The 26,351-nt window shown below is 49.9% G+C and carries 24 protein-coding genes; 17 read left to right on the top strand and 7 right to left on the bottom strand.

The window, feature by feature from the left end; translation table 11 throughout:
* Positions 1–2 precede the first annotated feature (2 nt).
* A complete protein-coding gene (locus BLR73_RS10335; RefSeq protein ID WP_091861756.1) occupies positions 3–2,690 on the top strand; it encodes a UvrD-helicase domain-containing protein in 2,688 nt (895 codons plus the stop codon).
* Positions 2,691–3,135: 445 nt separating this feature from the next.
* On the opposite strand, the gene BLR73_RS10330 is transcribed toward BLR73_RS10335, so the two are convergent.
* The 3 genes from BLR73_RS10330 to BLR73_RS10320 are packed head-to-tail and all read right to left on the bottom strand — an operon-like array spanning position 3,136 to position 5,435.
* Positions 3,136–4,407, bottom strand: a complete 1,272-nt coding sequence (locus BLR73_RS10330) for a pectate lyase family protein (protein ID WP_091861753.1) — start codon at positions 4,405–4,407, stop codon at positions 3,136–3,138.
* 13 nt (positions 4,408–4,420) lie between these two features.
* Positions 4,421–4,729 carry an AzlD domain-containing protein gene (locus BLR73_RS10325; RefSeq protein WP_013064808.1) on the bottom strand — a complete coding sequence of 103 codons (309 nt, stop codon included), beginning with the start codon at positions 4,727–4,729 and terminating at the stop codon, positions 4,421–4,423.
* A complete protein-coding gene (locus BLR73_RS10320; protein ID WP_176763673.1) occupies positions 4,722–5,435 on the bottom strand; it encodes an AzlC family ABC transporter permease in 714 nt (237 codons plus the stop codon). Before BLR73_RS10320 ends, BLR73_RS10325 begins: the two co-directional genes overlap by 8 nt.
* A 113-nt stretch (positions 5,436–5,548) precedes the next feature.
* Here BLR73_RS10320 and BLR73_RS10315 point away from each other — a divergent pair, with 113 nt between their 5' ends.
* Entirely contained in the window at positions 5,549–6,277 is a 729-nt protein-coding gene (locus tag BLR73_RS10315; protein ID WP_091861749.1) for a peptidylprolyl isomerase, read from the top strand.
* Positions 6,278–6,300: 23 nt separating this feature from the next.
* On the opposite strand, the gene BLR73_RS10310 is transcribed toward BLR73_RS10315, so the two are convergent.
* Positions 6,301–6,993 carry an SIMPL domain-containing protein gene (locus tag BLR73_RS10310; protein ID WP_013064955.1) on the bottom strand — a complete coding sequence of 231 codons (693 nt, stop codon included), beginning with the start codon at positions 6,991–6,993 and terminating at the stop codon, positions 6,301–6,303.
* A 143-nt stretch (positions 6,994–7,136) separates the two neighbouring features.
* On the opposite strand from BLR73_RS10310, the gene BLR73_RS10305 reads away from it, so the two are divergent.
* From BLR73_RS10305 to BLR73_RS10295, 3 genes are all read left to right on the top strand, one after another.
* The gene (locus tag BLR73_RS10305; RefSeq protein ID WP_091861746.1) at positions 7,137–7,964 is read left to right on the top strand and encodes a LytTR family DNA-binding domain-containing protein; all 828 of its coding nucleotides are present in this window, start codon (positions 7,137–7,139) and stop codon (positions 7,962–7,964) included.
* 112 nt (positions 7,965–8,076) lie between these two features.
* On the top strand, positions 8,077–10,128 hold the full coding sequence (locus BLR73_RS10300; protein WP_176763672.1) for a TonB-dependent receptor: 2,052 nt from the start codon (positions 8,077–8,079) through the stop codon (positions 10,126–10,128).
* Entirely contained in the window at positions 10,109–10,600 is a 492-nt protein-coding gene (locus BLR73_RS10295) for a hypothetical protein (RefSeq protein WP_013063834.1), read from the top strand. The genes BLR73_RS10300 and BLR73_RS10295 overlap by 20 nt, the downstream gene beginning before the upstream one ends.
* A 20-nt stretch (positions 10,601–10,620) precedes the next feature.
* Here BLR73_RS10295 and BLR73_RS10290 read toward each other — a convergent pair whose 3' ends face one another.
* Positions 10,621–11,376 (bottom strand): SDR family oxidoreductase, encoded by a 756-nt coding sequence (locus BLR73_RS10290; protein ID WP_176763671.1) that lies wholly within the window; start codon positions 11,374–11,376, stop codon positions 10,621–10,623.
* Between the two features lie 14 nt (positions 11,377–11,390).
* A complete protein-coding gene (greA, locus tag BLR73_RS10285) occupies positions 11,391–11,858 on the bottom strand; it encodes a transcription elongation factor GreA (RefSeq protein WP_013063638.1) in 468 nt (155 codons plus the stop codon).
* A 188-nt stretch (positions 11,859–12,046) separates the two neighbouring features.
* Here greA and purU point away from each other — a divergent pair, with 188 nt between their 5' ends.
* From purU to BLR73_RS10225, 12 genes are all read left to right on the top strand, one after another.
* Entirely contained in the window at positions 12,047–12,910 is an 864-nt protein-coding gene (purU, locus tag BLR73_RS10280) for a formyltetrahydrofolate deformylase (RefSeq protein WP_013063047.1), read from the top strand.
* Positions 12,911–12,933: 23 nt separating this feature from the next.
* Positions 12,934–13,524, top strand: a complete 591-nt coding sequence (gene hisH, locus BLR73_RS10275; protein WP_033151191.1) for an imidazole glycerol phosphate synthase subunit HisH — start codon at positions 12,934–12,936, stop codon at positions 13,522–13,524.
* Positions 13,521–14,240, top strand: coding sequence for a 1-(5-phosphoribosyl)-5-[(5-phosphoribosylamino)methylideneamino]imidazole-4-carboxamide isomerase (gene hisA, locus BLR73_RS10270; RefSeq protein WP_033151190.1), 720 nt, complete (start codon positions 13,521–13,523; stop codon positions 14,238–14,240). The genes hisH and hisA overlap by 4 nt, the downstream gene beginning before the upstream one ends.
* A gap of 2 nt (positions 14,241–14,242) precedes the next feature.
* Positions 14,243–15,001, top strand: a complete 759-nt coding sequence (hisF, locus tag BLR73_RS10265; RefSeq protein WP_091861740.1) for an imidazole glycerol phosphate synthase subunit HisF — start codon at positions 14,243–14,245, stop codon at positions 14,999–15,001.
* A gap of 17 nt (positions 15,002–15,018) precedes the next feature.
* On the top strand, positions 15,019–15,663 hold the full coding sequence (hisIE, locus tag BLR73_RS10260; protein WP_013064526.1) for a bifunctional phosphoribosyl-AMP cyclohydrolase/phosphoribosyl-ATP diphosphatase HisIE: 645 nt from the start codon (positions 15,019–15,021) through the stop codon (positions 15,661–15,663).
* 27 nt (positions 15,664–15,690) lie between these two features.
* Complete coding sequence (locus BLR73_RS10255; RefSeq protein ID WP_073045043.1) at positions 15,691–16,374, top strand: cell division ATP-binding protein FtsE; 684 nt, start codon at positions 15,691–15,693, stop codon at positions 16,372–16,374.
* A 67-nt stretch (positions 16,375–16,441) separates the two neighbouring features.
* Positions 16,442–17,761 (top strand): aspartate kinase, encoded by a 1,320-nt coding sequence (locus tag BLR73_RS10250; RefSeq protein WP_013063559.1) that lies wholly within the window; start codon positions 16,442–16,444, stop codon positions 17,759–17,761.
* A 49-nt stretch (positions 17,762–17,810) separates the two neighbouring features.
* Positions 17,811–18,971 (top strand): diaminopimelate decarboxylase, encoded by a 1,161-nt coding sequence (lysA, locus tag BLR73_RS10245; RefSeq protein ID WP_091861738.1) that lies wholly within the window; start codon positions 17,811–17,813, stop codon positions 18,969–18,971.
* 29 nt (positions 18,972–19,000) lie between these two features.
* Positions 19,001–19,669, top strand: a complete 669-nt coding sequence (locus BLR73_RS10240) for a glycosyltransferase family 2 protein (protein ID WP_013064473.1) — start codon at positions 19,001–19,003, stop codon at positions 19,667–19,669.
* Complete coding sequence (locus BLR73_RS10235; protein ID WP_033151184.1) at positions 19,638–20,717, top strand: glycosyltransferase; 1,080 nt, start codon at positions 19,638–19,640, stop codon at positions 20,715–20,717. Before BLR73_RS10240 ends, BLR73_RS10235 begins: the two co-directional genes overlap by 32 nt.
* Positions 20,714–22,687, top strand: coding sequence for a fructose-1,6-bisphosphatase (locus BLR73_RS10230; RefSeq protein WP_091861736.1), 1,974 nt, complete (start codon positions 20,714–20,716; stop codon positions 22,685–22,687). The genes BLR73_RS10235 and BLR73_RS10230 overlap by 4 nt, the downstream gene beginning before the upstream one ends.
* Positions 22,684–23,901, top strand: a complete 1,218-nt coding sequence (locus BLR73_RS10225; RefSeq protein WP_091861733.1) for a type IX secretion system plug protein — start codon at positions 22,684–22,686, stop codon at positions 23,899–23,901. Before BLR73_RS10230 ends, BLR73_RS10225 begins: the two co-directional genes overlap by 4 nt.
* Here the strand turns inward: BLR73_RS10225 and BLR73_RS10220 are convergent.
* Positions 23,870–26,320, bottom strand: a complete 2,451-nt coding sequence (locus BLR73_RS10220; protein ID WP_091861730.1) for a helix-turn-helix domain-containing protein — start codon at positions 26,318–26,320, stop codon at positions 23,870–23,872. The two genes, BLR73_RS10225 and BLR73_RS10220, sit on opposite strands and share 32 nt — an antisense overlap.
* Positions 26,321–26,351 lie beyond the last annotated feature (31 nt).

The following is a 26,351-nucleotide window of genomic DNA, read 5'->3' as shown; positions in this document are numbered from 1 at the left end:
AAATGAAAGAGAAACTATACGACGTAGCATTAGCTGTTAAAGATGCTCATCCCAAGTATCAAAAGGAGCATATTCCTGTGGTTGCACGTGTTCATGGTGAATTTGATGGCGCAGAAAAGAATTTCTGGTTCTGTATGGGTGAGAGAAATTACAGTATGTATTCGTTACCACACCTTAAGCAGTTTGGTCAATTGGTACCAAGAAACTCTTTTATAGCAACTCAGATACTTAATCGTAAATTGGGAGAGTATATTAATTATTCGCAGAAGAATAACATCAAACGAATAGTTAATCATCATATAGTAGCTACCTCGAAAGCTGACCTGTCAAACCGTGTGATTTCGATATTCGGTGACAAGCAGAAGTACTCGTATATTGATATCAATTCATTTCTAACTGCATTACAGAATAATCAAACTAAGATTGAGCAGAAAGAGAAACAAATAGCAGAGCAGAAACGTCAGATAGAAGAACTGCAGAAACAGGAGAATACTGCTCACGAACGAAGTATTCTGACCAAGGGCCTCAACAAAATGGAAGAGGAACGTAGGATCTTGACTCTGCAGCAAGAGGAAATGAGCAAGCTTACCAAGTATATACGCGAACAAGGTAAACTGCGATTTAATCCAATTCTTGATCCTGTTCAGAATAGGATAAAAACCCAGAATTTGTATAATGGCGTGACTGTGATTATAGATGGTGGTCCTGGTACTGGAAAAACTACCACCATGATTCAGCGTTTAAAGTATCTTACTGACTGGAATGCTATAGAAGAGGATTTCATGACAGACCTGAATCGCTATCAACTTACTGCTGCTCAACGTGACCATTTAAATGCAGCTATCAAAGAGCAAAGAGACTGGGTATTTTTCTCACCTTCAGAGCTTTTGAAAGAATATCTTGCAGATGCGATGAATCGAGAAGGATTAACCAATACGAATGCCAAAGTGTGGAACTGGCATGAATATCGGAACAAAGTGATACGCGAGAACTATATGCTAATAGATCCTTCGGATGATAAAGCTCCTTTCAAAGCAAGCAGAAGTAAAGAGGTGCTTTTTAAAGACTGTGCCAATGTGATAGAATCCTTCACAGCATATTTCCTTGACACTTTTAAGCAGATTAAAAATAAGTTCCCCAAGATAGAGGATAGTGAAAAGAATTATCTGTGGATGAACATTGCCACAAATATTCAGAAACGGTTTGAAGAATGTGAAGAGTTCACTTTGCTGCAGTTTGTACAACTATTTGTTGCATTGGAACAACTCTATAATCAGGATTGCAAGGAGCTCCTTTCGGAGAATCGGGAAAATGTGAAACGCCTGTCGGACGAAATCTATCTGATGAGTAAAGAGAATACTGACATTTATAACGAATTGGTGGCCATGTCTGATGTTCCGGTAGCTGAATCGAACGATGATACTGATGACGATATTGACATCTCGGATGATTTAGAAATAATTGAAGAGGAGTTTGATAGTAAGATAATCCAGATGATAAGAACTTGGCTCAAACGCTTCTGCTACAAGACTAAGAATCCAGATGTGAAACTGACTCCCAAGCAAGTGCATCTTAGCAACCTCCTATCTCCGCTGCTGACCGAAGAATATCAAAACCGTTTGAATAGGATTGGTGAATTGGCATTGTTTGAACAATATGCCAAATATACAACTGGAATACAAAGCCATCTTTTTGGTGGTTTTGCCATGAAATACAAACGTTTTCGCCGCCAAGCGTTAGCTAATAAAGATAAGGTTTGGAATCTGAAGGAACTGGAGGAACTTCTTAACCGACGAGACGGAAAGGAACTTCACCCACAAGAACAGGCTCTATTGATTGGTTTTATCAATAATCTGGTAAAGATGGTTCTTCGTGTGACCAAAGACAAAGTTAATCATCCGTTTGTAAGTGCATACAACGATATAGCGCGGCCGATTGTTGGTATTGATGAAGCAACTGACTTCAGTGAATGCGATATCTACGCTATGCAGTCGCTTTTGTATAATGACTATAGCTCTTTAACTTTGTGTGGAGACTTGATGCAGCGATTGACTCCTCAGGGTATTAAAGATTGGAGGAGGATTGAACCTTATCTTGGCGAATCGAAAACATTGGAGATGACAACTTCATATCGTCAAAGTGTAAGTTTGTTGAAGGTTGCCCAATCTTTGTATGAAGATACTATAGGGCAGTCTCCAAACTATAAGGCTTACATGAAATCAACAAAGGTGCCAGAGCCTTTGGCTTATGTTTCTGACGATGAGTCTGCTAAGATTAGCTGGATAGAAAAGAGAATCAATGAAGTATATGTGGCTTATGGTAAGAAACTTCCTTCAATTGCCATCTTCTTGAATAACAAAAGCGACATACGCGAATTTGTAGATAGATTGAGGGATACCGACTTTATCTATGATGCAGGTATAGATGTAGTAGATGGTAGTGAAGGTAATGTGCTTGCAAGCAGCAATCAAATAAGAGTATATCCTATTGATGTGGTAAAGGGAATGGAATTTGACGTGGTGTTCTTTCACAATATCGATAATTCGATTGCTGACGACGACCTAATCAAACGATACATCTATGTAGGTGTGTCGCGTGCTGCATTCTTCTTAGGTATAACCCTCAATGCGAATAATGAAAGTATAACAAAGTACTTCAAACAGAGTGGCGATTGGGGAAAGGTAAGGTGACTATGATGCTGAAGATGATCATGATTCGTATTATGATACTGATGGATATGAATAATTATTCTTGCAACTTGGTGCAGAAGCATTACGTCAAGTAGCCATGCTCAAGGCGGCGAAGGAGGCCCAGCAAACTGGCAAATAGACGAGTGTCAGGAAAAGATGATTGAACAATAGGCCAGTTGTGAGCTGTGAGCGATTGACAACTAAAAACGAAATTGACGAAATGGTAATGACCAAGGGATTTCGTGATAATTGGAATGGTCAAGGTGTGAATTATAATTCCGACCGTCTGGCGTTAGAAGATATGCATCCTGCAAATGTATTTATTGATGAAATATCAAATAAACCTATCTGTATCGACTGTATCGTAAAATTGTCATGAAATAAAAAAGGCTCACCCTGAGCGCGCTGTTCTATGGGAAGCGGGGGGAGCTTGTTGAATTGATGATTACCGAAAGAGAGTGGCGCCGGCACCCTGTTTGACCATTGTGGGAACTTGACTGGCGGGCACTGCCGAATACTGATAAGGCACCGAAACAGTAGCGCCAACAGAGGATGGGATGCTGGTTGCTTCGGCTATATAGTTATCAGCCGCCCAAGTTACAGCCACAGCATCGTTCTGACTGTAATATTTGGCAACGCCCTTGTCGAAATAGTTACCCTCTATCAGGAATTCTGAGTTCTTACGTGGATTGATGCCATTGTAGGCCGTGGTACTGCTAAAATAATTATTCAGCATGTGAATCTTACCAACACGGGCCATAGGCATACGTCCTTGACAACCCACACCCCACCAGTTGAAGGCGAAAGTGGTGTTCAGGAAACCTGTTGCTTCGTTGTCGTTGCTACCAATGAGATTGGAGTTCTGGTGCATATACGAACGATTGGTATAACTGAAGGTGCACCAACTAACAGTATGGAAGTCGGACGACTTCGTGATATCAAAGTTATCGTCTAATCCATCGGTAAACTCACAATGATCTACCCAACAATTCTTAGTGCCTGTGCATGAAAGAAGGTCGGTGCCACCAACATCAACAGACCCAGGGCCAACGAATTTCAGATTGCGGATAATGATGTTCTGGCAGTTATTAAGGGTGAAAATACCAGCCTGACGATAGTTCTCGCTTTTATCGTCTGTCATCTCAATCAGTATCTTACGTGTGTTGTATTCAGCCTGCTCTTTTACCTCAGTGCCGTTTACTAACACTCCTCCCCCATCGCTGGTACTCATGCTGGGCACACCAGCATCGTTCAGGGCTTTTTTCATTTCATCGGTCAAATCCCACTGGGTGCAGAGACGGGCATTGTTGATGCCAAGCAGCGTCTTGCCCGAAACGGTTACTTTGATAGTAGATGACACGATAAAGTCGCCATTCGAGCCATCGAAGATAATCACTTTGTTCTTACTGTTCTTAATGGCACTTTCGATAGCAGCTTTCATGTCCCGACCATCAGATGTCAATACTACCACACCTGTAGCACTTTCTGGTACAGGGTAGGAATAATAGCCGCCGCCCGTGATATGATAGGTTTGGGTAGCGTCGGTACGTGAAGACAGGGCGCAAAAGCCAAAGGGCAGATCCTGTTGGTTCTGTTCTTCATTCTCAGTAGGTTCGTCGATGGTGCTGTCGGAAACGTTACCAGAAGCCGACGAACAGGCAATCAATACATTTGCTGCCATGCAGCAGATTAGCATCATTAATAGTTTATTTCTCATTGTTTTAATATTATTACATCACGCTATCCATCAGGTAAACGATGGCACAACAAATGGCAGCCACGGGAAAGAGTCCCAAACGGCGCCATGCTGCGATAATGCCTACAAGGAGGGCCACAATACCTGAGAGAGGCGAGATGGTGGTTTGTATCATACTGGGGAAGGTCATGACGGCCAGCGTGACATAAGGTACATAATACAGGAAACTGCGCACAAAGCGGTTGTTTATTTCGCCTTTGATGAGCAACATGGGCACCACACGGATCAGGTTGGTGGTGATGATGGCCAGCAGGATGCAGATGATGATACTACGATTATCCATAAGCCTCCTCCTTGACATCAACAGGTTTCAACCAGGCTGCAACAGCCGAGATAAGGATGGTGAGCACGATGGTGCGGGTGCCGCTAGTCCAGCCACTCACTACAGGAGCTACAGCGCAGAGACCACTGAGCACAAAACTGGCCACCACTGCATACAGCACATTACGATCGGAGCGCGCAGGGGGCATGATAATGGCCAGGAACATGCCGTAAAGGGCCACACTCAAGGCGGCTACGATGTTAGCAGGCAGCATGCCGCCAGCCACAATGCCAGCCGCACAGCCCGACGCCCAGAACAGCGTAGAGATAAGGGCTGCGGAATAGGTGTAAGCGGGCGGGCAGTAAGGTTGACGGGCGATGGAGATGCCGAAAATCTCGTCGGTTACGCAGCTGGCCATCAGCACACGATGCAGCCACGAGGTGCCAGGGGCGATTTTCTGTGAGAGTGCGGCACTCATCAACATATATCGCAGATTAACCACCAAACACATGGCTACAATCTCAGCATAGGCGGCCTGGGCAGCCACCAACGTATAAACACCATACTCGCCAGCAGAGGCACGGGTAAAGAAACTACTAACAAAGCCGATAACAGCCGACAAGCCTGCCTGCTTGGCAATGATGCCCAGCGAGAAAGCAACGGCAAAATAGCCTAAGGCTATGGGGATGCCGTCGCGAAAGCCTTGCATGATTTCTTTACGACGCATAACAGTTTCGGGGTGCAAAAATACGCTTTTAGATTTAAACCACCAAACAAAATGATGATAATAGTGCGCCAAAAGCCAAATTTTTAGTAACTTTGCACCCAAAATTTGAGCATATGAAAGTTAAGATTGAAACTACATTGGGCGACATCATCGTTCGCCTGTACGACGAGACTCCTATCCACCGCGACAACTTTGTAAAGCTGGTAAAGGAGGGGTATTATGATGGCACCTTGTTCCATCGTGTGATTAAGGACTTTATGATTCAGGGTGGCGATCCCGACTCGAAGGGAGCGCCTGCCGGCAAGATGCTGGGCGTGGGCGGTCCTGACTACACACTGGAGGCAGAGATTAAGGACAACCTGTACCACAAGCGTGGCGCGCTGGCCGCAGCACGTCAGGGCGACGAGGTTAACCCCGAGCGCCGTAGCAGCGGCTCGCAGTTCTACATTGTATGGGGACAGGTGTATAAGGAGAATCAGCTGAACCAGCTGGGCAAGCAGATACGTATGCAGAAGGTGCAGGATGCGTTTAACGACCTGGCCAAAGCCCGTCGCGAAGAAATTATGCAGATGCGCCGCGAGCGCAACCGTGCAGGATTACAGGAGCTGCAGGACCAGCTGATAGCCGAAGCTGAGAACAAGGTTGGCAAGCAGGGACTGAACGACGAGCAGATGCAGCTGTACTCTACCGTAGGCGGCACACCCCATCTTGACGGACAGTACACCGTGTTTGGCGAGGTTGAGGAAGGATTAAACGTGGTAGAGCAGATTCAGAACACAGCTACAGGCCGTGCCGATCGCCCTACCAACGATATTGATATGCGTATGACCATCATCGATTGATGATGGCCGTACGCCTTAAAAAACTAATCTTTCAGTGAATAAGTAATCGTGGTTACCACGCGCAGTTTCTTGATGTAAGGCGTGTTCTGGTCGCGATCCTCGATCTCGAACTGTCCCTGACCGGCTGTTTGTATCTGGCCCAGCTCACTATTGCTGGCCTCGGCAAACTGCACAGCGGTTTTCTGCGCATTCTTAATGGCTTCGGCCATCATTTCAGGCTTCATCTGCTGGAACGAGGCATACTCGTACTGCGGATTGCTGTTCTCGATTGCCACACCCTGCTTCAGTAGTTCGGCCTGCTTAAAGATGGCCTTATTAACCTCGGTTACCTTGTTGGTGGCCACAGTAATAGTGGTGTTAACAATGTAGCGGAAGTTCTTCTGGTTGTCGCCCCACTCGCGTGCCTCCAGGTCGCTGATGGTAGGCGGATTAACCGTTATCTCCTTCTCCTCGAGTCCGTTCTGGGTCAGGAACTTCTTAATCTTGTTGGTTTGCAGGTTAATGTTCTCGTACAGCAGAGGCAGGTCGTTACCAGTAACCTTGGTGCCAATGCTCCATGTAACCTTATCGGCAGGCACCTCGCGCTCGGCCAGGCCCTTAACCGTTACCTTACGATCCTTGTTGGCAAAGTTATCAATACCAGCCTTGATAAACACGCCCAAAAGCACGATACCTATAGCTATCAGTGCCGATGCAATCAGTCGATTCTCTTTCATACGCTTTCATGTTTTGATTGATTCAACGGTGCAAAGATGCGAAATTTTTCGATACGACGGATAGGAAAATCCCTATTTCTTTGAGGGAATTGCGATTTTTTGCTTACCTTTGCAGGCGATAATAGCTTAAACTTTAACGCAGGATGAAAAATCTGTTGACACGAAAATACCCCTTTGGGCAAAGCAAACACTGGTTGAGAGACAGTGTGATATATGGTGTGATTATCTGGGCCATACTCTACTTACTGCAGCCGTTCGGATTCAGTCAGTATCAGGGCAACAAATGCCTGGTGGCAGCCGCTTTCGGCTTGGTAACGATGGTGTGCTACATAGTGTATGGCTACACGGTGATGCAAAACTTACCCAAACTGGTAAAAACCCTGCGCGTATGGCACGATGCTGCAGCGGTGTTAGGACTGATTCTGTTTATTGCTATCGGCAATTTTATGCTGTTGGTATTGTTGTTCAGCGTGCCCTTCAGTGCGGGTGTGTTCCTGCAGTTTCTGTGGTGGACGCTGATTATAGGTGCCGCCATCACAGCCATATCAGTAGGCATAGAGTACAACCGTTATCTGAAGCACCAGATGGAGGCGCTGCTGAACAACACCACCGAGGAACAGCGCGACATTACCATCACGATACACGATCAGAACGTGCGTGGCAACGATCTGGAGCTGCCCATTAATAACCTATTATATATTGAGGCGCAGAAAAACAATATTTCGGTTTGTTACCTGCGCGACGACAAGCCCACCACCGTTGAGCTGCACACCACCCTATCGGCAGCCATCGACGAGTTGCGACAGTACGAGAATATCTTTCAGTGCCACCGATCGTTTGTGGTAAACGTGAATAATATTACCCAGGCCAAGGGCAACAGCAATGGTTACCAGCTGCGCCTTACAAACAGCTATACCACCATACCTGTATCGCGCCAATACGTACCCCGGCTGAAGGATTTTATTGCTTAGTCATTCGTCCTCGAAACGCGTCATTCGTCAGCGCAGCTAGCTTTCCGTCAGTAGTTTTAGCTGATGGTCAGCAAAATTTGGAACTATGAAAAACGTGCCGTACATTTGCGGCATGAAACAGAAGTTTGCACATATCATCATCGGTTTGCTCTGGGCCTGCAACCTGGCCGCACAAACCACCGTAACGGGAACAGTAACCGACGGCCGCACACCCCTGCCCGCCGCCAATGTATTTATTGTAGGTACGATAGACGGATGCCTGACCGATACCTTAGGTAGATTCAGTTTTAAGACCACCCAGACGGGTGAGGTGACGCTGAAGGTGACCTATATGGGTTACGACGACTACACCCGCACCGCCCCTGTAAGCACGCTGAAGGATATAGATGTACGCCTGCAGGAACGTGCCACAGCCATCAGCGAGGTGGTGGTAACTGCCAGCACCTACAGCTTTGGCAAGAGCGACGGTTTTAAAACGATGGACGCGCTGGATGTAGTGATGAGCGGCAACTCGTGTGGCGACGTGGTAGCTGCCCTGCAGTCGCTGCCCGGCACCCAGAAGGTGGGCGAAGACGGTAAACTGTACGTACGTGGCGGAGAGAGCGACGAGTGCCAGACGTTTGTGAACGGCATGCACGTGCTGGTGCCCTACAGTACCAATACCGAGAATACTGCCGTGCGTGGCCGCTTTTCGCCATTCCTGTTTAAGGGTATCAATTTTACCTTAGGTGGCTACAACGGCGAGTACGGACAAGCGCTGAGTGCCGTGCTGCCGATGGAGACTACCGATATGGCTACCAGCGATAAGTTGGGCGTAAGTGCCTCGCTGGTGGATTGGAACATAGGCGGTACCAAAGCCTTTACCAACAGCGCCTTGTCGTTTAACGCCACCTATACCAGCATGGGCTTATACGACCGATTGTTTACCCAGCGCCAGGACTTTACACGCCCCTATCGCAAGCTATCGGGCGAGGCGCAATATAAAAAAGAATATACCCGTGGCGGCGTGCTGAAATCGTATGTGGGTTACGACCTGACTTCGGTAGGCCTGCACGAGGACGATCGCCATCTGAGTCTGAAAGAGCACAACATCTATGCCAACCTGACTTACAAGGCGCCTATCGCCCGCGGCACCACGCTGTTTGTAGGCGTAGCCAACTCGAGTGTTTGGAATCATATCGATGATGCCGTAAGCGCTGGCGACCACTACCGCAACCATCGCAACGAGATACACCTGAAGACCGAACTGCGCAAGGTGGTGAACGACCGCTTGAAGCTGTCGACAGGTATTGAAGACTACCTGCGCCACAGCACGCTGGACTTCATGCCTTATCAGTACACACTTGATTACAACATATTTGGCGCCCATGCCGATGCCCAGTTGCGCGTAATGCCTAAGGTATTTGTGAACCTATCCGCCCGTGCCGAACTGATGCGCACCCGCTGGCAGCTGATGCCACGCGCCACCCTGAGCTATATACCCAACAAGCAGTGGCAGGTATCGCTGGTGGCAGGCCGGTACAGTCAGACACCTAACGACGACCAGCTGGCCCAGAGCAACAACACGTTACCCCAGAGCACAGCTAATCACGTGATACTGAGCATGCAGTACAAGGGTGCATCGAGTCTGCTGCGTATCGAGCCTTATCTAAAGCGCTATCGTCATCTGCCCCGAATACCGCAGGGCAAGTGGCTGGCTGATGGCTATGGCACCAGCAGGGGTGTGGATGTGTTCGTTGAGGACCATTCTATCAGTCCACGCCTCGTTACCACCCTCGCCTACTCGCTGAACGATTCAGAGCGCCTGTATCAGGATTATACCGAGCTAAGCACACCCAGCTTTGCCTCGCGCCACAACCTGCGCCTGTCAGCCAAATACAGCATTGGCAAATGTATCTTAGGTGTGAGCGAGAGCTATGCCACAGGGCGACACTTTGCCCAGGGCACCACCCCGCATTACAACAGCGTAGATGTAAACCTGACGTATCTGCTCAGTCCAAAGGTGATTATCTACACTTCGCTCAACAACGTGTTGGGCCGCACCAACATCCATCGTTACGATGCCAACGGAAAGGGCATCATATCCAATCGCGACAGATTTTTCTATGTAACCATTTTAGTTTCACTTAAAAATAATAAAGCTTATGACATCAGTAATTTTTAAGCACGTAGTTGCTACAGTAGTGTTAGTTTTTGCAAGTGTGATTAACCTGTATGCCCAGCAGGCACAGCAGCCATCGGCCGATGAGATGCTGAACCAGATTGGCATGCTGAAGCGCCTGGAGGCTATGCAGCCCGACAGCGTGGCACCTAAGTACAAATTGGCGCTGGCCAGTTTGAATTTCGCCATCACCAACCCGCATGCCGCCCAGGCTGAACCGATGCTGGCACAGGCCGAACAGACCATCAATCAGATGGCACAGATGAAGGGAGCCGACCAGTCGGATCTGTGCACCCTGCGTGGTTTCCTGTACATGACGCGTATTGTGCAGAACCCAGCGCAGAACGGACAGAAGTACTATCTGGATGTGCTGCAGAACTTCGAGAAAGCACTCAAATTAAATCCCCACAACCTACTGGCCGCACAGTTACAAGCCAAGTTTGTTGAGGGGATGAAACAAGCCACCGCGCAATAAACAGCGCAGCCGCATAGATTTTATTTGCGAACAATCACGCTTCCGCTTGCCTGATGGGTAGCCAGAATCAGCACTTCGGCTATCTGCACGTGAGCGGGAGCGTTTGCAGCGTAAACAGCTACATCGGCAATATCGTCACCGGTAAGAGGTTTGATACCTTTATATACATTGGCAGCGCGCTCCTCGTCGCCGTGGAAACGGATGTTGCTGAAGTTGGTCTCTACCAGTCCGGGCTTCAGGTTGGTTACACGTACGGCGGTGTTAGCCACATCGATACGCAGTCCATCGCTCAGCGCCTTAACGGCAGCCTTGGTAGCACAGTACACGTTACCGCCAGCGTAGGCAGCATCACCAGCTACCGAACCCATATTAATCACATGTCCGCGATCACGTGCCACCATACCAGGCACAATCAGGCGGGTCATAGTCAGAAGTCCCTTTACGTTGGTATCAATCATACCGTCCCAATCATCGCTGTTACCCTCGAATTCGGGCTCCAGACCTAAGGCCAGTCCAGCGTTGTTCACCAGCACGTCGATCTCCTGCCACTCAGCAGGCAAGCTCTCGATAGCCTGACGGGCAGCCTCACGGTCGCGCACGTCAAACATCAAGGAAAGCACCTCGGCACCCTGGGCCTTCAGCTCGTCGGCAATCGCTGTCATACGGACCTGGTTACGTCCAGTCAAAATCACCTTGTCGCCATTCTGGGCAAACTTGCGGGCACAAGCCTCGCCAATGCCACTTGTGGCACCTGTAATCAATACAATCTTTTTCATAATTTTTGTGTCATTTATTCCATTGTGATATTTTCAATCTTAAGCTTCACCATACCAGCGGGCACACGCACCTCTACCACATCGCCAACCTTCTTATTCAGCAGAGCCTGAGCGATAGGCGACTTGATACTGATTTTACCCTCGCGAAGGTTTGCCTCGTGGGGACTTGCGATGGTGTAAGTCATCTTAGCATTGTTATTTAAATTGGTCATCTCAACCTTACTCAGAAGTCCCACGCAATCCTTACCCAACAACGAGGTATCAATCACGCGTGCATTCTCGAGCACCTTCTGCAGAAAGCTGATACGACCCAACAGGCGGCCCTGCTCGCGCTTGGCTGCATGATACTCAAAGTTCTCGCTCAGGTCGCCCTTATCACGCGCCTCGCTGATGGCATCCTTACAAGCAGGTAAATCTACCGTCTCCAGTTGTTTCAATTCGGCTACGAGCTTGTCCCAGCCTTCTTGCGACATATATTCCATAATGATACAATTTCGTGTTATTTACTATCAATTCGGCTGCAAAATTAGCAAAAAAAACGCATATTTTACGATTTAGAGCACTATTTTTGGCAAAGTTTAGATATTTATTCAAATTTCGGCAGTTTTTACAATCTTTTTATTTATCTTTGCACCTTGAATTTTATAGGTAAAAAAATAAAGATGTAGAGATGGAAACAACAGCAATTCTGCTACTCCACTGCCCCGATCAGCAGGGCATTATTTCGGAAGTAACTAAGTTTATCACCGATAATAAGGGAAATATCGTTTACCTGGATCAGTATGTTGATAAGGTGGACGGCATGTTTTTTATGCGTATAGAGTGGGAACTGGAAGGATTTATGATTCCTCGCGACAAGATTTACGAGTACATCACCACCCTTTATGCGCAGCGTTACCAAATGAAATTCAGCTTGTACTTCAGCGATAAGCGTCCACGTATGGCTATCTTCGTTAGTAAGATGAGTCACTGCCTGTACGACTTGCTGGCACGATGGAAGGCTGGCGAGTTTAACTGCGACATTCCTTGTATCGTATCCAACCACGAGGATCTGCGCTACGTGGCCGACCAGTTCGGCATTCCCTACTACGTGTGGAGCATTAAAAAGGACCACAGCAACAAGGAGGAGGTGGAAAAGGCCGAGATGGAGCTGCTGAAGAAAGAGGATATCTCGTTTATCGTGCTGGCCCGCTACATGCAGATTATCAGCGACGAGATGATAGCCGAGTATCCGCATCATATCATTAACATCCACCACTCGTTCCTGCCAGCCTTTATCGGTGCCAAGCCCTATCATCAGGCTTACGAGCGCGGTGTGAAGATTATCGGTGCCACCAGCCACTATGTTACAGCCGAGCTGGATGCCGGTCCAATCATCGAGCAGGATGTTACCCGCATTACCCACAAGGACACCCCCGAGAGCTTAGTGCTGAAGGGTAAGGACTTGGAGAAAATCGTGCTCTCACACGCTGTGAGCAAGCACATCCAGCGCAAAATCCTCACATACAAGAACAAGACGATTATATTTAGCTAATATTTAGCAAAAAAGAGAAAAGAATGCAAGTTGCAATAGTAAAATATAACGCAGGAAATATCTATTCGGTGGTGAACGCACTGAAGCGCCTGGGTATAGAGCCCACGCTGACCGACGATGCCGAACTGCTGATGAAGGCCGATAAGGTACTGTTTCCTGGACAAGGTCATGCTGGCGAAGCGATGGACTATCTGCGTGCCCGCAAGCTCGACCTGCTGATACGCGACCTGAAGCAGCCCGTTTTCGGCATCTGCGTAGGTCAGCAACTATTATGTCGCCACTCTGAGGAGGGCGATACTGAGTGTATAGGCATTTTTGATGCCGAAGTAAAACGCTTCCAGCCCCAACGCCATGAGGACAAGGTGCCGTGTATGGGATGGCAGGAGTTGCGGGTGAGCGATAACCCGATTCTAAAAAATTTAGGCCAGCACCCTTACGTTTACTTTGTACACTCCTACTATGTGCCTGTGTGTAACGAGACCATCGCTACGGCAGACTACATTCTGCCCTACTCGGCCTCAATGCACAAGGATAATTTCTATACCTGCCAGTTCCACCCCGAAAAGAGTGGTAAGGTGGGCGAACAGATTATTAAAAACTTTATAGACTTATGATTGAACTGATTCCCGCTATCGACATTATTGCTGGTAAGTGTGTACGACTGACCAAGGGCGACTACGACCAGAAAACCGAGTACGGCGAGCCTTTAGAGATGGCCCGCGAGTTTGAACGCATCGGCTTTAAGCGTCTGCACATGGTAGATCTTGATGGCGCCAAATCAAAACATATTGTTAACAGCAAGGTGCTCACTCAGGTCACATCTGAAACATCACTCGAAGTAGATTTCGGTGGTGGAATTAAGACCCATACCGATATCGAGGCTGCCTTTGATGCTGGCGCACAGATGGTAACCGTTGGTTCTATTGCTGTTACCCAGCCCAACCTGTTTACCTGGTGGCTGCAGAAATATGGTCCCGACCGCATGATTCTGGGTGCCGATGTGCGCAATGGCAAAATCAGCATCAACGGCTGGAAGGAGGATTCGGAAGAAGACCTGCTGCCTTTCCTCAAGAAATACGTGGATGCTGGTGTGAAGAACGTGTTGTGCACAGAGATTTCGAAAGACGGCACCCTCGGCGGTCCAGCCTTTGAGCTCTATGCTGACGTGATGAAGAAATATCCCGATTTGCACCTGATAGCCAGTGGCGGTGTATCGTGTATCGAAGATATCAAGGCCCTCGAAGCAATCGGCGTACCTGCCGTTGTGTTCGGCAAGGCCATTTACGAAGGTAAGATCGACCTTCGCGAACTGATTAAACTTAATAGATAAAGATGGGATTAGCAAAACGAATCATACCCTGTTTGGACGTGAAGGATGGCGAGACCGTTAAAGGCACCAACTTTGTAAACCTGCGCTCGGCTGGCGACCCGGTTGAACTGGGTAAGGCCTACAGCGAGCAAGGTGCCGACGAGCTCTGCTTCCTGGATATCACAGCCAGTTTCGAGGGTCGCAAGACGTTTACCGATATGGTAACACGTGTGGCCAAAGAGATAAATATCCCCTTTACCGTGGGTGGTGGCATCAACGAGTTGGCCGATGTAGAGCGCCTGCTGTATGCCGGAGCTGATAAGGTGAGCGTGAACAGCGCTGCCATCCGCCGCCCCGAATTGATTAACGAGATTACCAGTCGCTTTGGTTCGCAGGTATGCGTAGTGGCCATCGATGCGAGATTCGATCCTGATGGATGGCATTGCTACCTGAAAGGCGGGCGCGAGCGTACTGAGCGCGGTCTGTTTGAATGGGCACACGAGGCCCAGGAGCGTGGTGCAGGCGAGATACTGTTTACCAGTATGGATCACGATGGTGTGAAAGAAGGCTATGCCAACGAGGCTCTGCGCGAGTTGGCCGACAACCTCTCTATACCCATCATCGCCAGCGGTGGTGCCGGTAAGCGCGAGCATTTCCGCGACACCTTTATCGATGGTCATGCCGATGCCGCCCTCGCCGCCAGTGTGTTCCACTTCGGCGAAATCCCCATCCCCGAGCTGAAACAGTACCTCAAATCCGAGGGAATCAACGTTAGGATTTAGTAAAAAAATAAAAAGGAATGAAGATAGATTTTGAAAAGAGCGGAGGCCTGGTGCCCGCTATTATCCAGGATGCCCAAACTAAGAACGTACTGATGCTGGGCTATATGAACGAGGAAGCCTACCAGAAAACCATCGATACCAAGAAGGTTACATTCTGGAGTCGCAGTCGTAACTGCCTTTGGACCAAAGGCGAGACCAGCGGCAACTTCCTGCATCTGGTAGATATCAAAGTGGACTGCGATAACGATACCCTGCTGGTAAAGGCAACACCCGACGGACCAACCTGTCACACAGGTACCGACACCTGTTGGGGCGAGACCAACGACAGCGGCGTAACATTCCTGACCGAGCTTCAGGACTTTATCGACAAGCGCCACCAGGAGATGCCCGAGGGCAGCTATACCACCAAACTGTTTAAGGATGGTATCAACAAGATTGCCCAGAAGGTGGGCGAAGAGGCTTTGGAGACAGTGATCGAGGCTACCAACGGTACCGACGAGCACCTGGTTTACGAGGCCAGCGACCTGCTGTATCACCTCACCGTACTGCTCACCAGCAAGGGTTTGCGTATTGAGCAGGTGGCCGACGAGCTGCACAAGCGCCACGATCCCAACTGGGACAAGCAGCGCCGCGAAGCCAAAGCCGCAGGAAAAATGAAATAGTAAATTTTGGCAAAAAAAAATAATAGAATGCTGATTAATTATAAGAATGTAAACGTTTACCAGGATTCGGGCATTAAGGTGCTCGAGGGGGTGAACCTTGAGGTTAACGAGGGCGAGATGGTTTACGTGATTGGTCGCGTAGGCTCGGGTAAAAGTTCGCTCCTGAAGACACTCTACGGCGAACTGGATGTTGACGAGGCCGACGAGGCTATCGTGCTGGATCGCGACCTGAAGACCATCCGCCGCAAAGATATTCCTGGCTTGCGCCGCGACCTGGGTGTGGTGTTCCAGAACTTCCAGCTGCTCAGCGACCGCACCGTATATAAAAACCTGCGCTTTGTGCTCAAGGCCACAGGTTGGAAAGATAACGATGCCATCAACAACCGCATCAGCGAAGTGATGGAGCAGATAGGACTGGACGAGAAGCTGTTTAAGATGCCCAACGAACTGTCGGGTGGCGAGCAGCAGCGTGTGGCCATCGCCCGCGCCATCCTGAATCATCCTAAGCTCATCATCGCCGACGAGCCTACAGGCAATCTGGATAAGGACACAGCCGACAGCATTATGCAGCTGCTGAAGAGCATCGCCGAAACAGGTACTGCTGTGATTATGTCGACCCACAACATCGGCTTGGTAAACAAGTACCCAGGCAAAGCCTTCCAGTGCCTGGATGGCAAGATGGAACAAGTGGTGATCAAGCCAAAGGCTTGAGACATTAAACATTAAACATTAAAGATTAAACATTAAGAGTGAGAATTTAAAGATTAAAATAAGGCTTATGAAAGTAATGAAATTCGGCGGAACATCCGTCGGCTCACCAGAGAGAATGAAGGAGGTAACAGCACTTGTTACCAAGTTTAACGAACCAGTTTTCGTAGTGCTCTCAGCTATGTCGGGCACCACCAACAGTCTTGTGGAGATTTCAGACTATCTCTACAAGAAGAACCCCGATGGTGCTAACGAGGTGATTAACCGCTTGGAGCAGAAGTACGACAAGCATGTTGACGAGCTTTACAGCAAGGACGAGACCAAGGCCGCAACCCGCGAGTTCCTGAAGAGCGAGTTCGACTACCTGCGCTCGTTCACCAAGGAGCTCTTTACTTCTTTCGAGGAGAAGAGCATCGTGGCTCAGGGCGAGATGATGTCGACCAACATGGTGGTTAACTACATGAACGAGATTGGTATCAAGGCCGTACTGCTGAACGCACTCGACTTTATGCGTACCGATAAGAATGCCGAGCCCGATCCTGTATATATCAAGGAGAAGCTGGCTGCGCTGATGCAGGAGCACGAGGGTGTTCAGGTATTCCTTACTCAGGGCTTTATCTGCCGCAACGCTTATGGCGAGATCGACAACCTGCAGCGTGGTGGTAGCGACTACACAGCCTCGCTGATTGGTGCTGCTATCGGTGCTGATGAGATTCAGATATGGACCGATATCGACGGTATGCACAACAACGACCCACGTGTGGTTGACGGCACAGAGCCTGTTCACCAGCTGCACTTTGAGGAGGCAGCCGAGCTGGCTTACTTTGGTGCTAAGATTCTGCACCCAACCTGCGTGCAGCCTGCCAAGTATGCTGGTATCCCCGTTCGCCTGCTCAACACCATGGATCCTGAGGCCGAGGGTACTACCATCAGCAACAAGACCGAGTATGGCAAGATCAAGGCCATCGCTGCTAAGGACAATATCACCGCTATCAAGATCAAGTCATCACGCATGCTGCTGGCTACCGGTTTCCTGCGTAAGGTATTCGAGATCTTCGAGAGCTACCAGACTCCTATCGATATGGTTTGTACCTCAGAGGTTGGTGTATCGATGAGTATCGACAACAGCGCTCACCTGGGCGAGATTGTGGACGAGCTGAAGAAGTACGGCACCGTTACCGTTGATACCAACATGTGTATTATCTGTGTGGTTGGCGACCTGGATTGGAGCAATGTAGGCTTCGAGACTATCGCCCTCGACGCGCTGAAGGATATCCCCGTTCGCATGGTAAGCTACGGTGGTTCTAACTACAACATCTCGTTCCTGATTCGCGAAGAGGACAAGAAGCGTGCCCTGCAGAAATTGAGCGACACCATCTTTAAAAAATAAAGATGTAAGAATTTAAAAATGTAAAAATTAGAAAGAGACAAACAAGACAATGGCTAAAGGAATATTCCCAGTAGAGAGGTTCAACGAGATTGAAACACCTTTCTACTACTACGACACAGCTCTGCTGCGCCAGACATTACAAACGATTAACAGCGAAGCCAGCAAGCACGAAGGCTTTGTAGTGCACTATGCCGTGAAGGCAAATGCCAACCCACGCATTCTGCGCATCATACGCGAAGCCGGACTGGGTGCCGATTGCGTAAGCGGCGGCGAGGTTGAAGCATCAATCAAGGCAGGCTTCCCCAAGGAGAAAATCGTTTATGCTGGTGTAGGTAAGAGCGATTGGGAAATCAAACTTGGACTGGACAACGACATCTTCTGTTTTAACGTAGAGAGCATCCCCGAGCTCGAGGTTATCAACGAGCTGGCAGCCCAGAAGGGCAAGGTGGCTCGCGTGGCTTTCCGTTTGAATCCCAATGTGGGTGCCCACACCCACGCTAACATCACCACCGGACTGGCCGAGAACAAGTTCGGCATCGCTATGGGCGATATGGTAAAGGTGATTCGCGAGGCCGAGAAGATGGAGAACGTAAAATTTGTAGGCTTGCACTTCCATATTGGTTCGCAGATATTGGATATGGGCGATTTCGAGGCACTCTGCAATCGCGTAAACGAGCTGCAGCAGGAGCTTATCAGTCATCGCATCCGTGTTGAGCACATCAACGTGGGTGGTGGACTGGGTATCGACTATGCGCACCCCAACCGTGTGCCCATTCCCGATTTCAAGGCTTACTTCGACACCTATGCCAAGAAGCTGAAACTGCAGCCCGGACAAACCCTGCACTTTGAGCTGGGACGTGCCGTTGTAGCCCAGTGCGGTAGCCTTATCACACGTACCTTATATATTAAGGAAGGTGCAGTTAAAAAGTTTGCCATTGTCGATGCAGGCTTCACCGACCTCATCCGCCCGGCACTCTACCAGGCTTACCATAAGATTGAGAATATCACCAGCGACGAAGCACCCGAGGCCTATGATGTGGTAGGTCCTATCTGCGAGAGCACCGACGTGTTTGCCAAGCAGATCGACCTGAACAAGGCTAAGCGCGGCGATTTGCTGGCCATCCGATCGGCTGGTGCCTATGGCGAGATTATGGCGTCGCAGTACAACTGTCGCCGCCTGCCAAAGGGCTACATGAGCGATGAGCTGTAAGCAAAATGTAAAAATGCAAAAATTATAAAATGAATAAAGACGAACGGAGATTCTCTGTTATCATGACCGTGTACGACCAGGCGTACGAGCTGCAGGAAAACTTAACGGCTTTCCTCACGCAGCAGTACCAGCCTGGCTACGAGGTTGTGGTGGTAGATGAGTCTTCTACCGACGAGACGCCTGATATACTCAAGCTTCTTAAAAAAGATTACCCCAACCTCTATACCACCTTCCTACCCAAGTCAGAAGGGCATGCCATGAGCAAAAAGCAGGCCTATAACATTGGTATCAAGGCAGCGAAAAACGATTGGTTAATCTTTGCCAACGCCAGTCATGCGCCCGTAAACGCAGATATTCTGCAGGCCATCAACGATACCTTTGATGACACCGCCGACCTGACGTTAGGCTATCTTACCAAGAAAGGCATTAAACTGCAGGCATTCGTCGATGTAGATGATGCCAGTGACCATATTACACGCATAGAGCGCCGACTCAAGAAGGTGAGAACCCGCAAGCGCCACCACTACCGCTGGGGGCGTTACGATTTCATCGTTATCAAGAAATCGGTGGCCTTCGATGTGCTGAAGTACTTCGAACTCAAGCCATCGTTTGTTCAGCGTCAGGCTTTGCGTTGGCGCATTTTCTGGAAAAACCAGTTCTGCAGATATGAATATATTACATATCTACCCAAAGAATAACGAGCTGATACAACGTCATGTACAGCTGTTGGTAGAGGGATTACGACAGAGTGCCACCGTGGTAGTGGCCGATAACAGCAAATCCTTCTACCAACAGGCTCGCGACGCCCAGGCCGATATCATCCACATTCATGGCGCCAACCAGATGCTGCACACCAAGGCCATGCGTTGCGCCCGTAAGCTTAATATCCGTACCGTAGTAACACCTCACGGACAGCTGCAGCCCTTTGCCTTGCAGATGCTGCCCGCCCAGCAGCGTGCCGCTATGACGCTGGTACAGCGCGAGTTTATCGAGGGGGCCTATGCAGTGATTACCCTGGGCAAAATGGAGCGACAGAGCTTTATGGAGCTGGGGTGGAACCCACGTGTAGAAGAGGTTCACAATGCCGTTACCACCAACACCATCAGTCCTGCCGAGATGGCTGCCCAAACATTTGCCATCTATCAGAAGATACTCGACTCGAACACCCTCGAACTGATGGACGACCTCACCCGTCGTGCCCTCAAGGTGATTATCAAGGCAGGTATCATGGGCGATAAGCGCTGGGTGGAGCAAGAGGCCAAGGAGGTGGATGCCCGCCTGATTGACTGGCGACGACTGCTGATATATGCCGAGCATGAGAACATCAGCAACTATACCGACTACGGTATCCGCATACTCGACTACACATCGCCACTACTCGACGTAGCGAGGATTGCGGCCTATTTCCCCAAGAAATACCATCGCCCCCAGCCCATCAAGGAGCTGATAGGCGATTATCAGGGCGACGAGACCGATTACCTGATGCGCATCATCCGTCAGGTGCTCAAAGCCCCTACTCTGTTGAACATGATGGAGCTGACACGCGAGCTGTATCGCGACAACGTGAACGACGACCAGCTGGCCGAAGCACTCGAAGACGCCAATCTTACCAAGCGTGCAGCCCGATTGATTCAGGTTCTGAGCGAGCAGGTATTATTAGACGAGGGTTACATGCCCATCGACCCGCTCGACGATAAACAGACCGACGTATTACGTAACAATCTGAAAAACCATCTTAAGATATGAAACATCTTACCGGCAATGAAACTGATCTGCACTACTTGCAACTGTTAGCACAATCGTTCCCCACGGTTGCCGACGCCTCAACCGAGATTATCAACCTCGAGGCTATCATGGCGCTGCCTAAGGGCACCGAGCACTTCCTGGCCGATATTCACGGCGAGAGCGAGGCTTTCCGCCATATTCTGAAGAATGCCTCGGGTAACATCAAGCGTAAGGTAAACGAGCTGTTTGGCAACGATATCCGTGAGAGCGAGAAGAAAGAGTTGTGCACCCTGATATACTACCCCGAAGAGAAACTGGAGCTGATTAAGGCTCAGGAAAAAGATATAGAGGACTGGTACCGCATTACCATCCACCAACTGGTAAAAGTGTGCCGCGACGTGAGCAGTAAGTACACCCGCTCGAAGGTGCGCAAATCGCTACCACAGGATTTTGCCTACATTATCGAGGAGCTGCTGCACGAGAGTCTGAGCGACAACGATAAGGCCGCCTACGTGAGCGTGATTGTAAACACCATCATCTCTACAGGTCGTGCTGATGATTTTATCTGCGCCATCTGTAATGTGATCCAGCGCCTGGCCATCGACCAGTTGCATATTCTTGGCGACATCTACGATCGTGGTCCTGGTGCCCACATCATCATGGACACCCTGCGCCAATACCACTCGTGGGATATCCAGTGGGGCAATCACGATGTGCTGTGGATGGGCGCTTCGGCTGGTAACGATGCCTGTATCTGCAACGTGCTGCGCCTGTGCCTGCGTTATGCCAACCTCACTACCATCGAGGAGTACGGCATCAACTTAGTGCCGCTGGCCACTTTTGCGCTCGACGTATATGGCGACGACCCCTGCCTGGAGTTCCAGCCCAAGCTGCTGCCAGGCAACACGATGGACGAAAAGACCAAGCAGCTCACCGCCAAGATGCACAAGGCCATCGCCGTGCTGCAGTTTAAGACCGAGGCCGAGATATTTACCCGCCGCCCCGAGTGGCAGATGACCGACCGTTGTATGCTCAGTATGGTAAACTACGAAAAGGGCACCTGCAACATCGATGGTAAGGATTACGAGATGAAGAGCTGCAACTTCCCCACCGTTGATCCCCTGCATCCTAACAAGCTCACCGCCGAGGAGGCCGACCTGATGCACAAGCTGCACCACTCGTTCCGCATCAGCGAAAAGCTGCACAAGCATATCAACACGCTGCTGTCGCACGGCTGCATGTACACCATCAGCAACAGCAACCTGCTGTTCCACGCCGCCATCCCGCTCAACGACGATGGTTCGCTCAAGGAGATAGAGATCTATCCAGGCAGGAAATACTCGGGCAAGGAGCTGATGCACAATATCGGCATGATGATTCGCGAGGCCTTCCAGAACGATTCGGTAGATAAGGATTACGCCCGCGATTACTTCCTGTACCTGTGGTGCGGTAAGGAGTCGCCCTTGTTCTGTAAGTCGAAGATGGCCACCTTCGAGCGCTATTTCCTGGTAGATAAGGACACCTATAAGGAGGAGAAAGGCAATTACTTTAAGCTGCGTGACAGCGAGGAGGTTTGCGACCGCATACTGGATGCCTTCGGCGTAAAAGGCACCAACCGCCATATTATCAACGGTCACGTGCCCGTACATGCCGGTAGCGGCGAGAATCCTATCAAGGCAGGCGGCAAGCTCATGGTGATTGATGGTGGTTTCTCCGAGGCCTATCACAAGGAGACTGGTATTGCCGGCTACACCCTGGTATATCACTCGCGCGGTTTCCAACTGGTTCAGCACGAGCCGTTCACCTCGGCCCGCGATGCTATAGCACGCGAAATAGATATTAAATCTACCACACAGATTATCGAGATGTCGGCCCATCGCATGCTGGTGGCCGATACCGATAAGGGCGAAGAGTTGCGCGCGCAGATTGCCGACCTGAAGGAGCTGCTTTACGCCTATCGTCACGGTATAATTACTGAGCGCCGCCGATGATTGCCCGCTGCCTGTTAGCCCTGCTGTGGCTGCTGCCATTAGCCGCACAAGCCGAGAACCGCATTAACCAGACCAACATTAAGACGCTGGTTACGATGGTGAACCAGAACTGGCTGAATGCCCCTGTGATGCGCCTGCATAGCGACGATGTGCTGACGGTAGAGTTCGACGAACTCTCGCACGACTACCATCGCTACGTGTATCGCCTGGAGCATTGCGAGGCCGACTGGACACCAAGCGAAGAGCTGTTCGAGAGCGACTGGCTTTCAGGTTTCAATGGCAACCCCATCGAGGATTACGCACACTCCATAAACACCATCGTACCCTACACCCACTACCAGCTGCAGCTGCCCAACGACCGCTGCCAGCTGCTGATGAGTGGCAACTACCGCCTGTATATTCTGGACGAGGACGACAACAACCGCGAGGTATTGGTAACCGAGTTTATGGTTACCGAGCAGAGCATGCGCCTGAGCCTGAGCAGCACCCCTAACACCGATATCGACACCCGTGTGAGTCACCAGCAGGTTGCGATGGCGCTCGACTATGGCAGCCTGCCCGTTACCAACCCCGATACGCAGATTTACGCCGTAGTGATGCAGAACCACCAGCAGCGCAATATGCGCCAGGGCATAAAGCCCAACATCACCACCCGCAACGGTCTGGAGTGGAGCCACAACCGCGAGCTCATCTTCGATGCGGGCAACGAGTATCGTAAGTTCGAGGTGCTGGATGTGAGTCATCCCACCATGGGTATCGACCACATTACCTGGGATGGCGAGAACTATCAGGCCTACACCTTTGTAGATGCCCCCCGCCCCAACTACCTGTACGACGAGGATGCCAACGGCGCCTTCTGTATCCGCAACAGCGACTACCACGAGGTAAGCACCACTGGCCAGTATGTGTGGGTAAACTACCGCCTGCGTGTACCACGCCAGGGACCTATCTACATCAGCGGCCGCTGGACTACTGCTACAGGTGCCGACGACTACATGCTGTATTACGACCCCGTGAACGAGCTCTACACAGCCAGCATCCTACAGAAGCAAGGCTATTACAACTACCAGTACACCACAGCCGATGGGCAACAGTTAGCCAGCGAGGGCAACTATTACCAAACCGAAAATCAATATCAAGCTTTAGTTTATTACAAGGGCACTACCGACCGCACTTGGCGCCTTAGCGCTTTCTGCGATACTGGTCGGGAGTAACGTGGTGAACCTGGAAGAACTGCGATATCAGGAAGTTTACCGAAATAAATCCGCACTTATCAGCTATCACCTCAAGCGGCTCCTTGGTGTTACGCAACATGCGCTCGGCTTGCTGCAGTCGGGCCTGCTTAATCAGTGGTCGCGGACTCTTGAATATATTGGTGGTAATCACCTGATAGAACGTCTTGGCATCCATGCCGGCGGCATTGCTCAGTCGGCGCATGGTCATCTTTTTCTTCTTGCGCTCAAACTCTACCACATGGGCAATCTTCTTATATATCTTCAGGAAGTCTTCATCCAGTTCTACCTGCGGGTCGGGCTGTGCCGAAGTGTATTCCTCAACCACTGGCTCCAGTACCTCGGCGCTGGTGTTACAACGGTCCACAAAAGCGTAGATACGGTTAATCAGGCCAATCTCCTCGCTGTTACGCATAGCACGCAGGTTGGCATTCTTCATATAGTAGAACAGGTTAATACCCGCCATCACTACCAGCACAAAGGCCAACAGTCCGAACATACCTACCGAACGCCACCAAGGCTCGTTAATCTCGATGGTCCACTCGTAAGGTCTGGTATCCCATACATCGGGTGCTAACGAAGCCTGTACCTGTATGGTGTAGTGTCCTGGGCGCAGCGCTATCAGCGGCAGGTGTAGCAGGCCATCCTTGTCAACCATATCCGAACTGAATGGCGACAGTACGCGCCACTCCTCGTCGAGCCCCAGCACACGCACGCGATAGAACGTCTGTTGCGGACGGAAGTAGTTCAAAGCCGAGAACACCAGCGTCAACGAGTTCTGATTGTAATTCAGATCCAGGCCCCAGACACGACTCAGGGCACGATCCAGTATGCGTTTCCCGTCAATCTCGGTAGTAGGGTTCACATCTATACCGTTAACCATCAGCTTTATCAGCTTAGGATAAATCTTAAACGGATAACTGTTGTCGAGTGTCGACATCTTGGTAGGATCAAACAGCACCACATGGTCGAGCGACTGCATGGCTATCTGCCCGTCGGGCAGCAGCATGGCCTTACCATTCACAAACACCTCGTTAGGCACATGGTCGTACTCGTTGTAGCTGTTGATAAAGTGTACCTTGCCATCCTCGTCAAACAGCACTACCGATATACCATAGCTGGTAGCCACCCAGATGTGGTGGGCTTGGTCTTCTACTATCGAGTGTACAATATTGTTGTACAAGCCATCCTTGGTGGTGTAAACCTGTGGCAACAGGTCGCTTTCGCGGCGATACACCTGCAAGCCCTGCGATGTGCCCACCCACGTCCAGCCTCGCGAATCCTTAAACACGCAGTTCACAGTGCGGTCGCGGAATTTTGGCCACTGGTTTACGTTACTCATCATAGAGCCCAGCTGGTTAGCTATCGGGGTGCCCCAAGCATAAGCATGGAATGGCTGTTTGTAAGGCATCGAGTAAAGAATGCCGCGACTCTCGGTACCGGCCCACATACCACCCTGGCGGTCGAAGGCAATCACGTTGATATCGGTTTCGAGCGGCTGCCCGGACACAATACTCAGTGCCTCGAAATGGGTAGTCTCGTAGCTGCTCTCGTGTACTGTCCAATAACCGTATTCGCAAGGCACATACAGCAGCGAGTCGTGCTTCACCAAACTGTTCAGGTGGTAAGGTGTGCGCAGCAGTTCGGTCCACTCCTTGCGTGGCACGTCGTACTGCATCAGTATGGCCTCCTTCGCACCGTTACGTATCTGGTACACCTTGGTGCTGTCCATCATTACCAGCGACGAAGCCGCATAGTGGCGGGCCATTTCGTCGTTATAGGGTCGGTTCTCGGTCAAGCGCTTACCCTTGGCAATATCGTACATCTCCATCAGTCCGTTCTCGTAGAACAGCATCAGGAACTTGTCCTTATACACCTCCAGGTCCTGTAGGTTCAAGCCCGCACGCGGCTTAATATACTGCTTGGTTGCAACCGAATACAGTCCGTTAGCCGTCAGCAGCCAAACCACACCCGTACGGTCCACAAACAAGTCCATCACGCGCTCTTTCACACCAAACTCGGCAAACACATCCTCAATGCTCGACACAAAGCGTTCGGTAATCAATTCTACACAAGTAACGCTACCCGTGTTCTTCAGCCAGATGTGGTGATACTTGTCGAAGTACAGATGGTAATTACCACGATACTCCGACAGGGCGTAGATGTTCTCATCCAGCGGGTCGATATACGAGAACGAGGCGCCGTCGTAGAAGTTAATCTGACCTGCGGTGGTAATCACCAGTCGGCCAGTCTTGGTGCAAAGAATGGTTTGGGCACCGTTATCGGCCAAACCGTTAGCTGCGGTATAATTACGGAAGATACGCGGTGACACATTAACAGCCCCTGCAGTCAATATCGACAGCAGCACTGTTAGTAGTATTATCGCGTATCTTCTAGTCATTGGTTCTTATTATCAATTGTCAATTTTCAAT

It is taken from the genome of Prevotella sp. khp1 (genome assembly GCF_900102205.1).
Taxonomy (GTDB): Bacteria; Bacteroidota; Bacteroidia; order Bacteroidales; family Bacteroidaceae; genus Prevotella; species Prevotella ruminicola.
Note: the sequence above shows the minus strand (reverse complement) of the source record. Positions and strands in the feature narration are given on the sequence as shown.

Excerpts from the sequence above, each read along its gene's own strand:
- BLR73_RS10325 (WP_013064808.1), bottom strand. The coding sequence starts at position 4,729 with ATGGATAATCGTAGTATCATCATCTGCATCCTGCTGGCCATCATCACC.
- BLR73_RS10295 (WP_013063834.1), top strand. The coding sequence starts at position 10,109 with ATGACATCAGTAATTTTTAAGCACGTAGTTGCTACAGTAGTGTTAGTT.
- BLR73_RS10290 (WP_176763671.1), bottom strand. The coding sequence starts at position 11,376 with ATGAAAAAGATTGTATTGATTACAGGTGCCACAAGTGGCATTGGCGAG.
- BLR73_RS10230 (WP_091861736.1), top strand. The coding sequence starts at position 20,714 with ATGAAACATCTTACCGGCAATGAAACTGATCTGCACTACTTGCAACTG.
- hisF (WP_091861740.1), top strand. The coding sequence starts at position 14,243 with ATGGGATTAGCAAAACGAATCATACCCTGTTTGGACGTGAAGGATGGC.
- BLR73_RS10240 (WP_013064473.1), top strand. The coding sequence starts at position 19,001 with ATGAATAAAGACGAACGGAGATTCTCTGTTATCATGACCGTGTACGAC.
- hisIE (WP_013064526.1), top strand. The coding sequence starts at position 15,019 with ATGAAGATAGATTTTGAAAAGAGCGGAGGCCTGGTGCCCGCTATTATC.
- BLR73_RS10335 (WP_091861756.1), top strand. The coding sequence starts at position 3 with ATGAAAGAGAAACTATACGACGTAGCATTAGCTGTTAAAGATGCTCAT.
- BLR73_RS10235 (WP_033151184.1), top strand. The coding sequence starts at position 19,638 with ATGAATATATTACATATCTACCCAAAGAATAACGAGCTGATACAACGT.
- lysA (WP_091861738.1), top strand. The coding sequence starts at position 17,811 with ATGGCTAAAGGAATATTCCCAGTAGAGAGGTTCAACGAGATTGAAACA.
- BLR73_RS10310 (WP_013064955.1), bottom strand. The coding sequence starts at position 6,993 with ATGAAAGAGAATCGACTGATTGCATCGGCACTGATAGCTATAGGTATC.
- BLR73_RS10305 (WP_091861746.1), top strand. The coding sequence starts at position 7,137 with ATGAAAAATCTGTTGACACGAAAATACCCCTTTGGGCAAAGCAAACAC.
- BLR73_RS10320 (WP_176763673.1), bottom strand. The coding sequence starts at position 5,435 with ATGCGTCGTAAAGAAATCATGCAAGGCTTTCGCGACGGCATCCCCATA.
- BLR73_RS10220 (WP_091861730.1), bottom strand. The coding sequence starts at position 26,320 with ATGACTAGAAGATACGCGATAATACTACTAACAGTGCTGCTGTCGATA.
- BLR73_RS10225 (WP_091861733.1), top strand. The coding sequence starts at position 22,684 with ATGATTGCCCGCTGCCTGTTAGCCCTGCTGTGGCTGCTGCCATTAGCC.
- hisH (WP_033151191.1), top strand. The coding sequence starts at position 12,934 with ATGCAAGTTGCAATAGTAAAATATAACGCAGGAAATATCTATTCGGTG.
- BLR73_RS10315 (WP_091861749.1), top strand. The coding sequence starts at position 5,549 with ATGAAAGTTAAGATTGAAACTACATTGGGCGACATCATCGTTCGCCTG.
- BLR73_RS10330 (WP_091861753.1), bottom strand. The coding sequence starts at position 4,407 with ATGAGAAATAAACTATTAATGATGCTAATCTGCTGCATGGCAGCAAAT.
- purU (WP_013063047.1), top strand. The coding sequence starts at position 12,047 with ATGGAAACAACAGCAATTCTGCTACTCCACTGCCCCGATCAGCAGGGC.
- hisA (WP_033151190.1), top strand. The coding sequence starts at position 13,521 with ATGATTGAACTGATTCCCGCTATCGACATTATTGCTGGTAAGTGTGTA.
- greA (WP_013063638.1), bottom strand. The coding sequence starts at position 11,858 with ATGGAATATATGTCGCAAGAAGGCTGGGACAAGCTCGTAGCCGAATTG.
- BLR73_RS10250 (WP_013063559.1), top strand. The coding sequence starts at position 16,442 with ATGAAAGTAATGAAATTCGGCGGAACATCCGTCGGCTCACCAGAGAGA.
- BLR73_RS10255 (WP_073045043.1), top strand. The coding sequence starts at position 15,691 with ATGCTGATTAATTATAAGAATGTAAACGTTTACCAGGATTCGGGCATT.
- BLR73_RS10300 (WP_176763672.1), top strand. The coding sequence starts at position 8,077 with ATGAAACAGAAGTTTGCACATATCATCATCGGTTTGCTCTGGGCCTGC.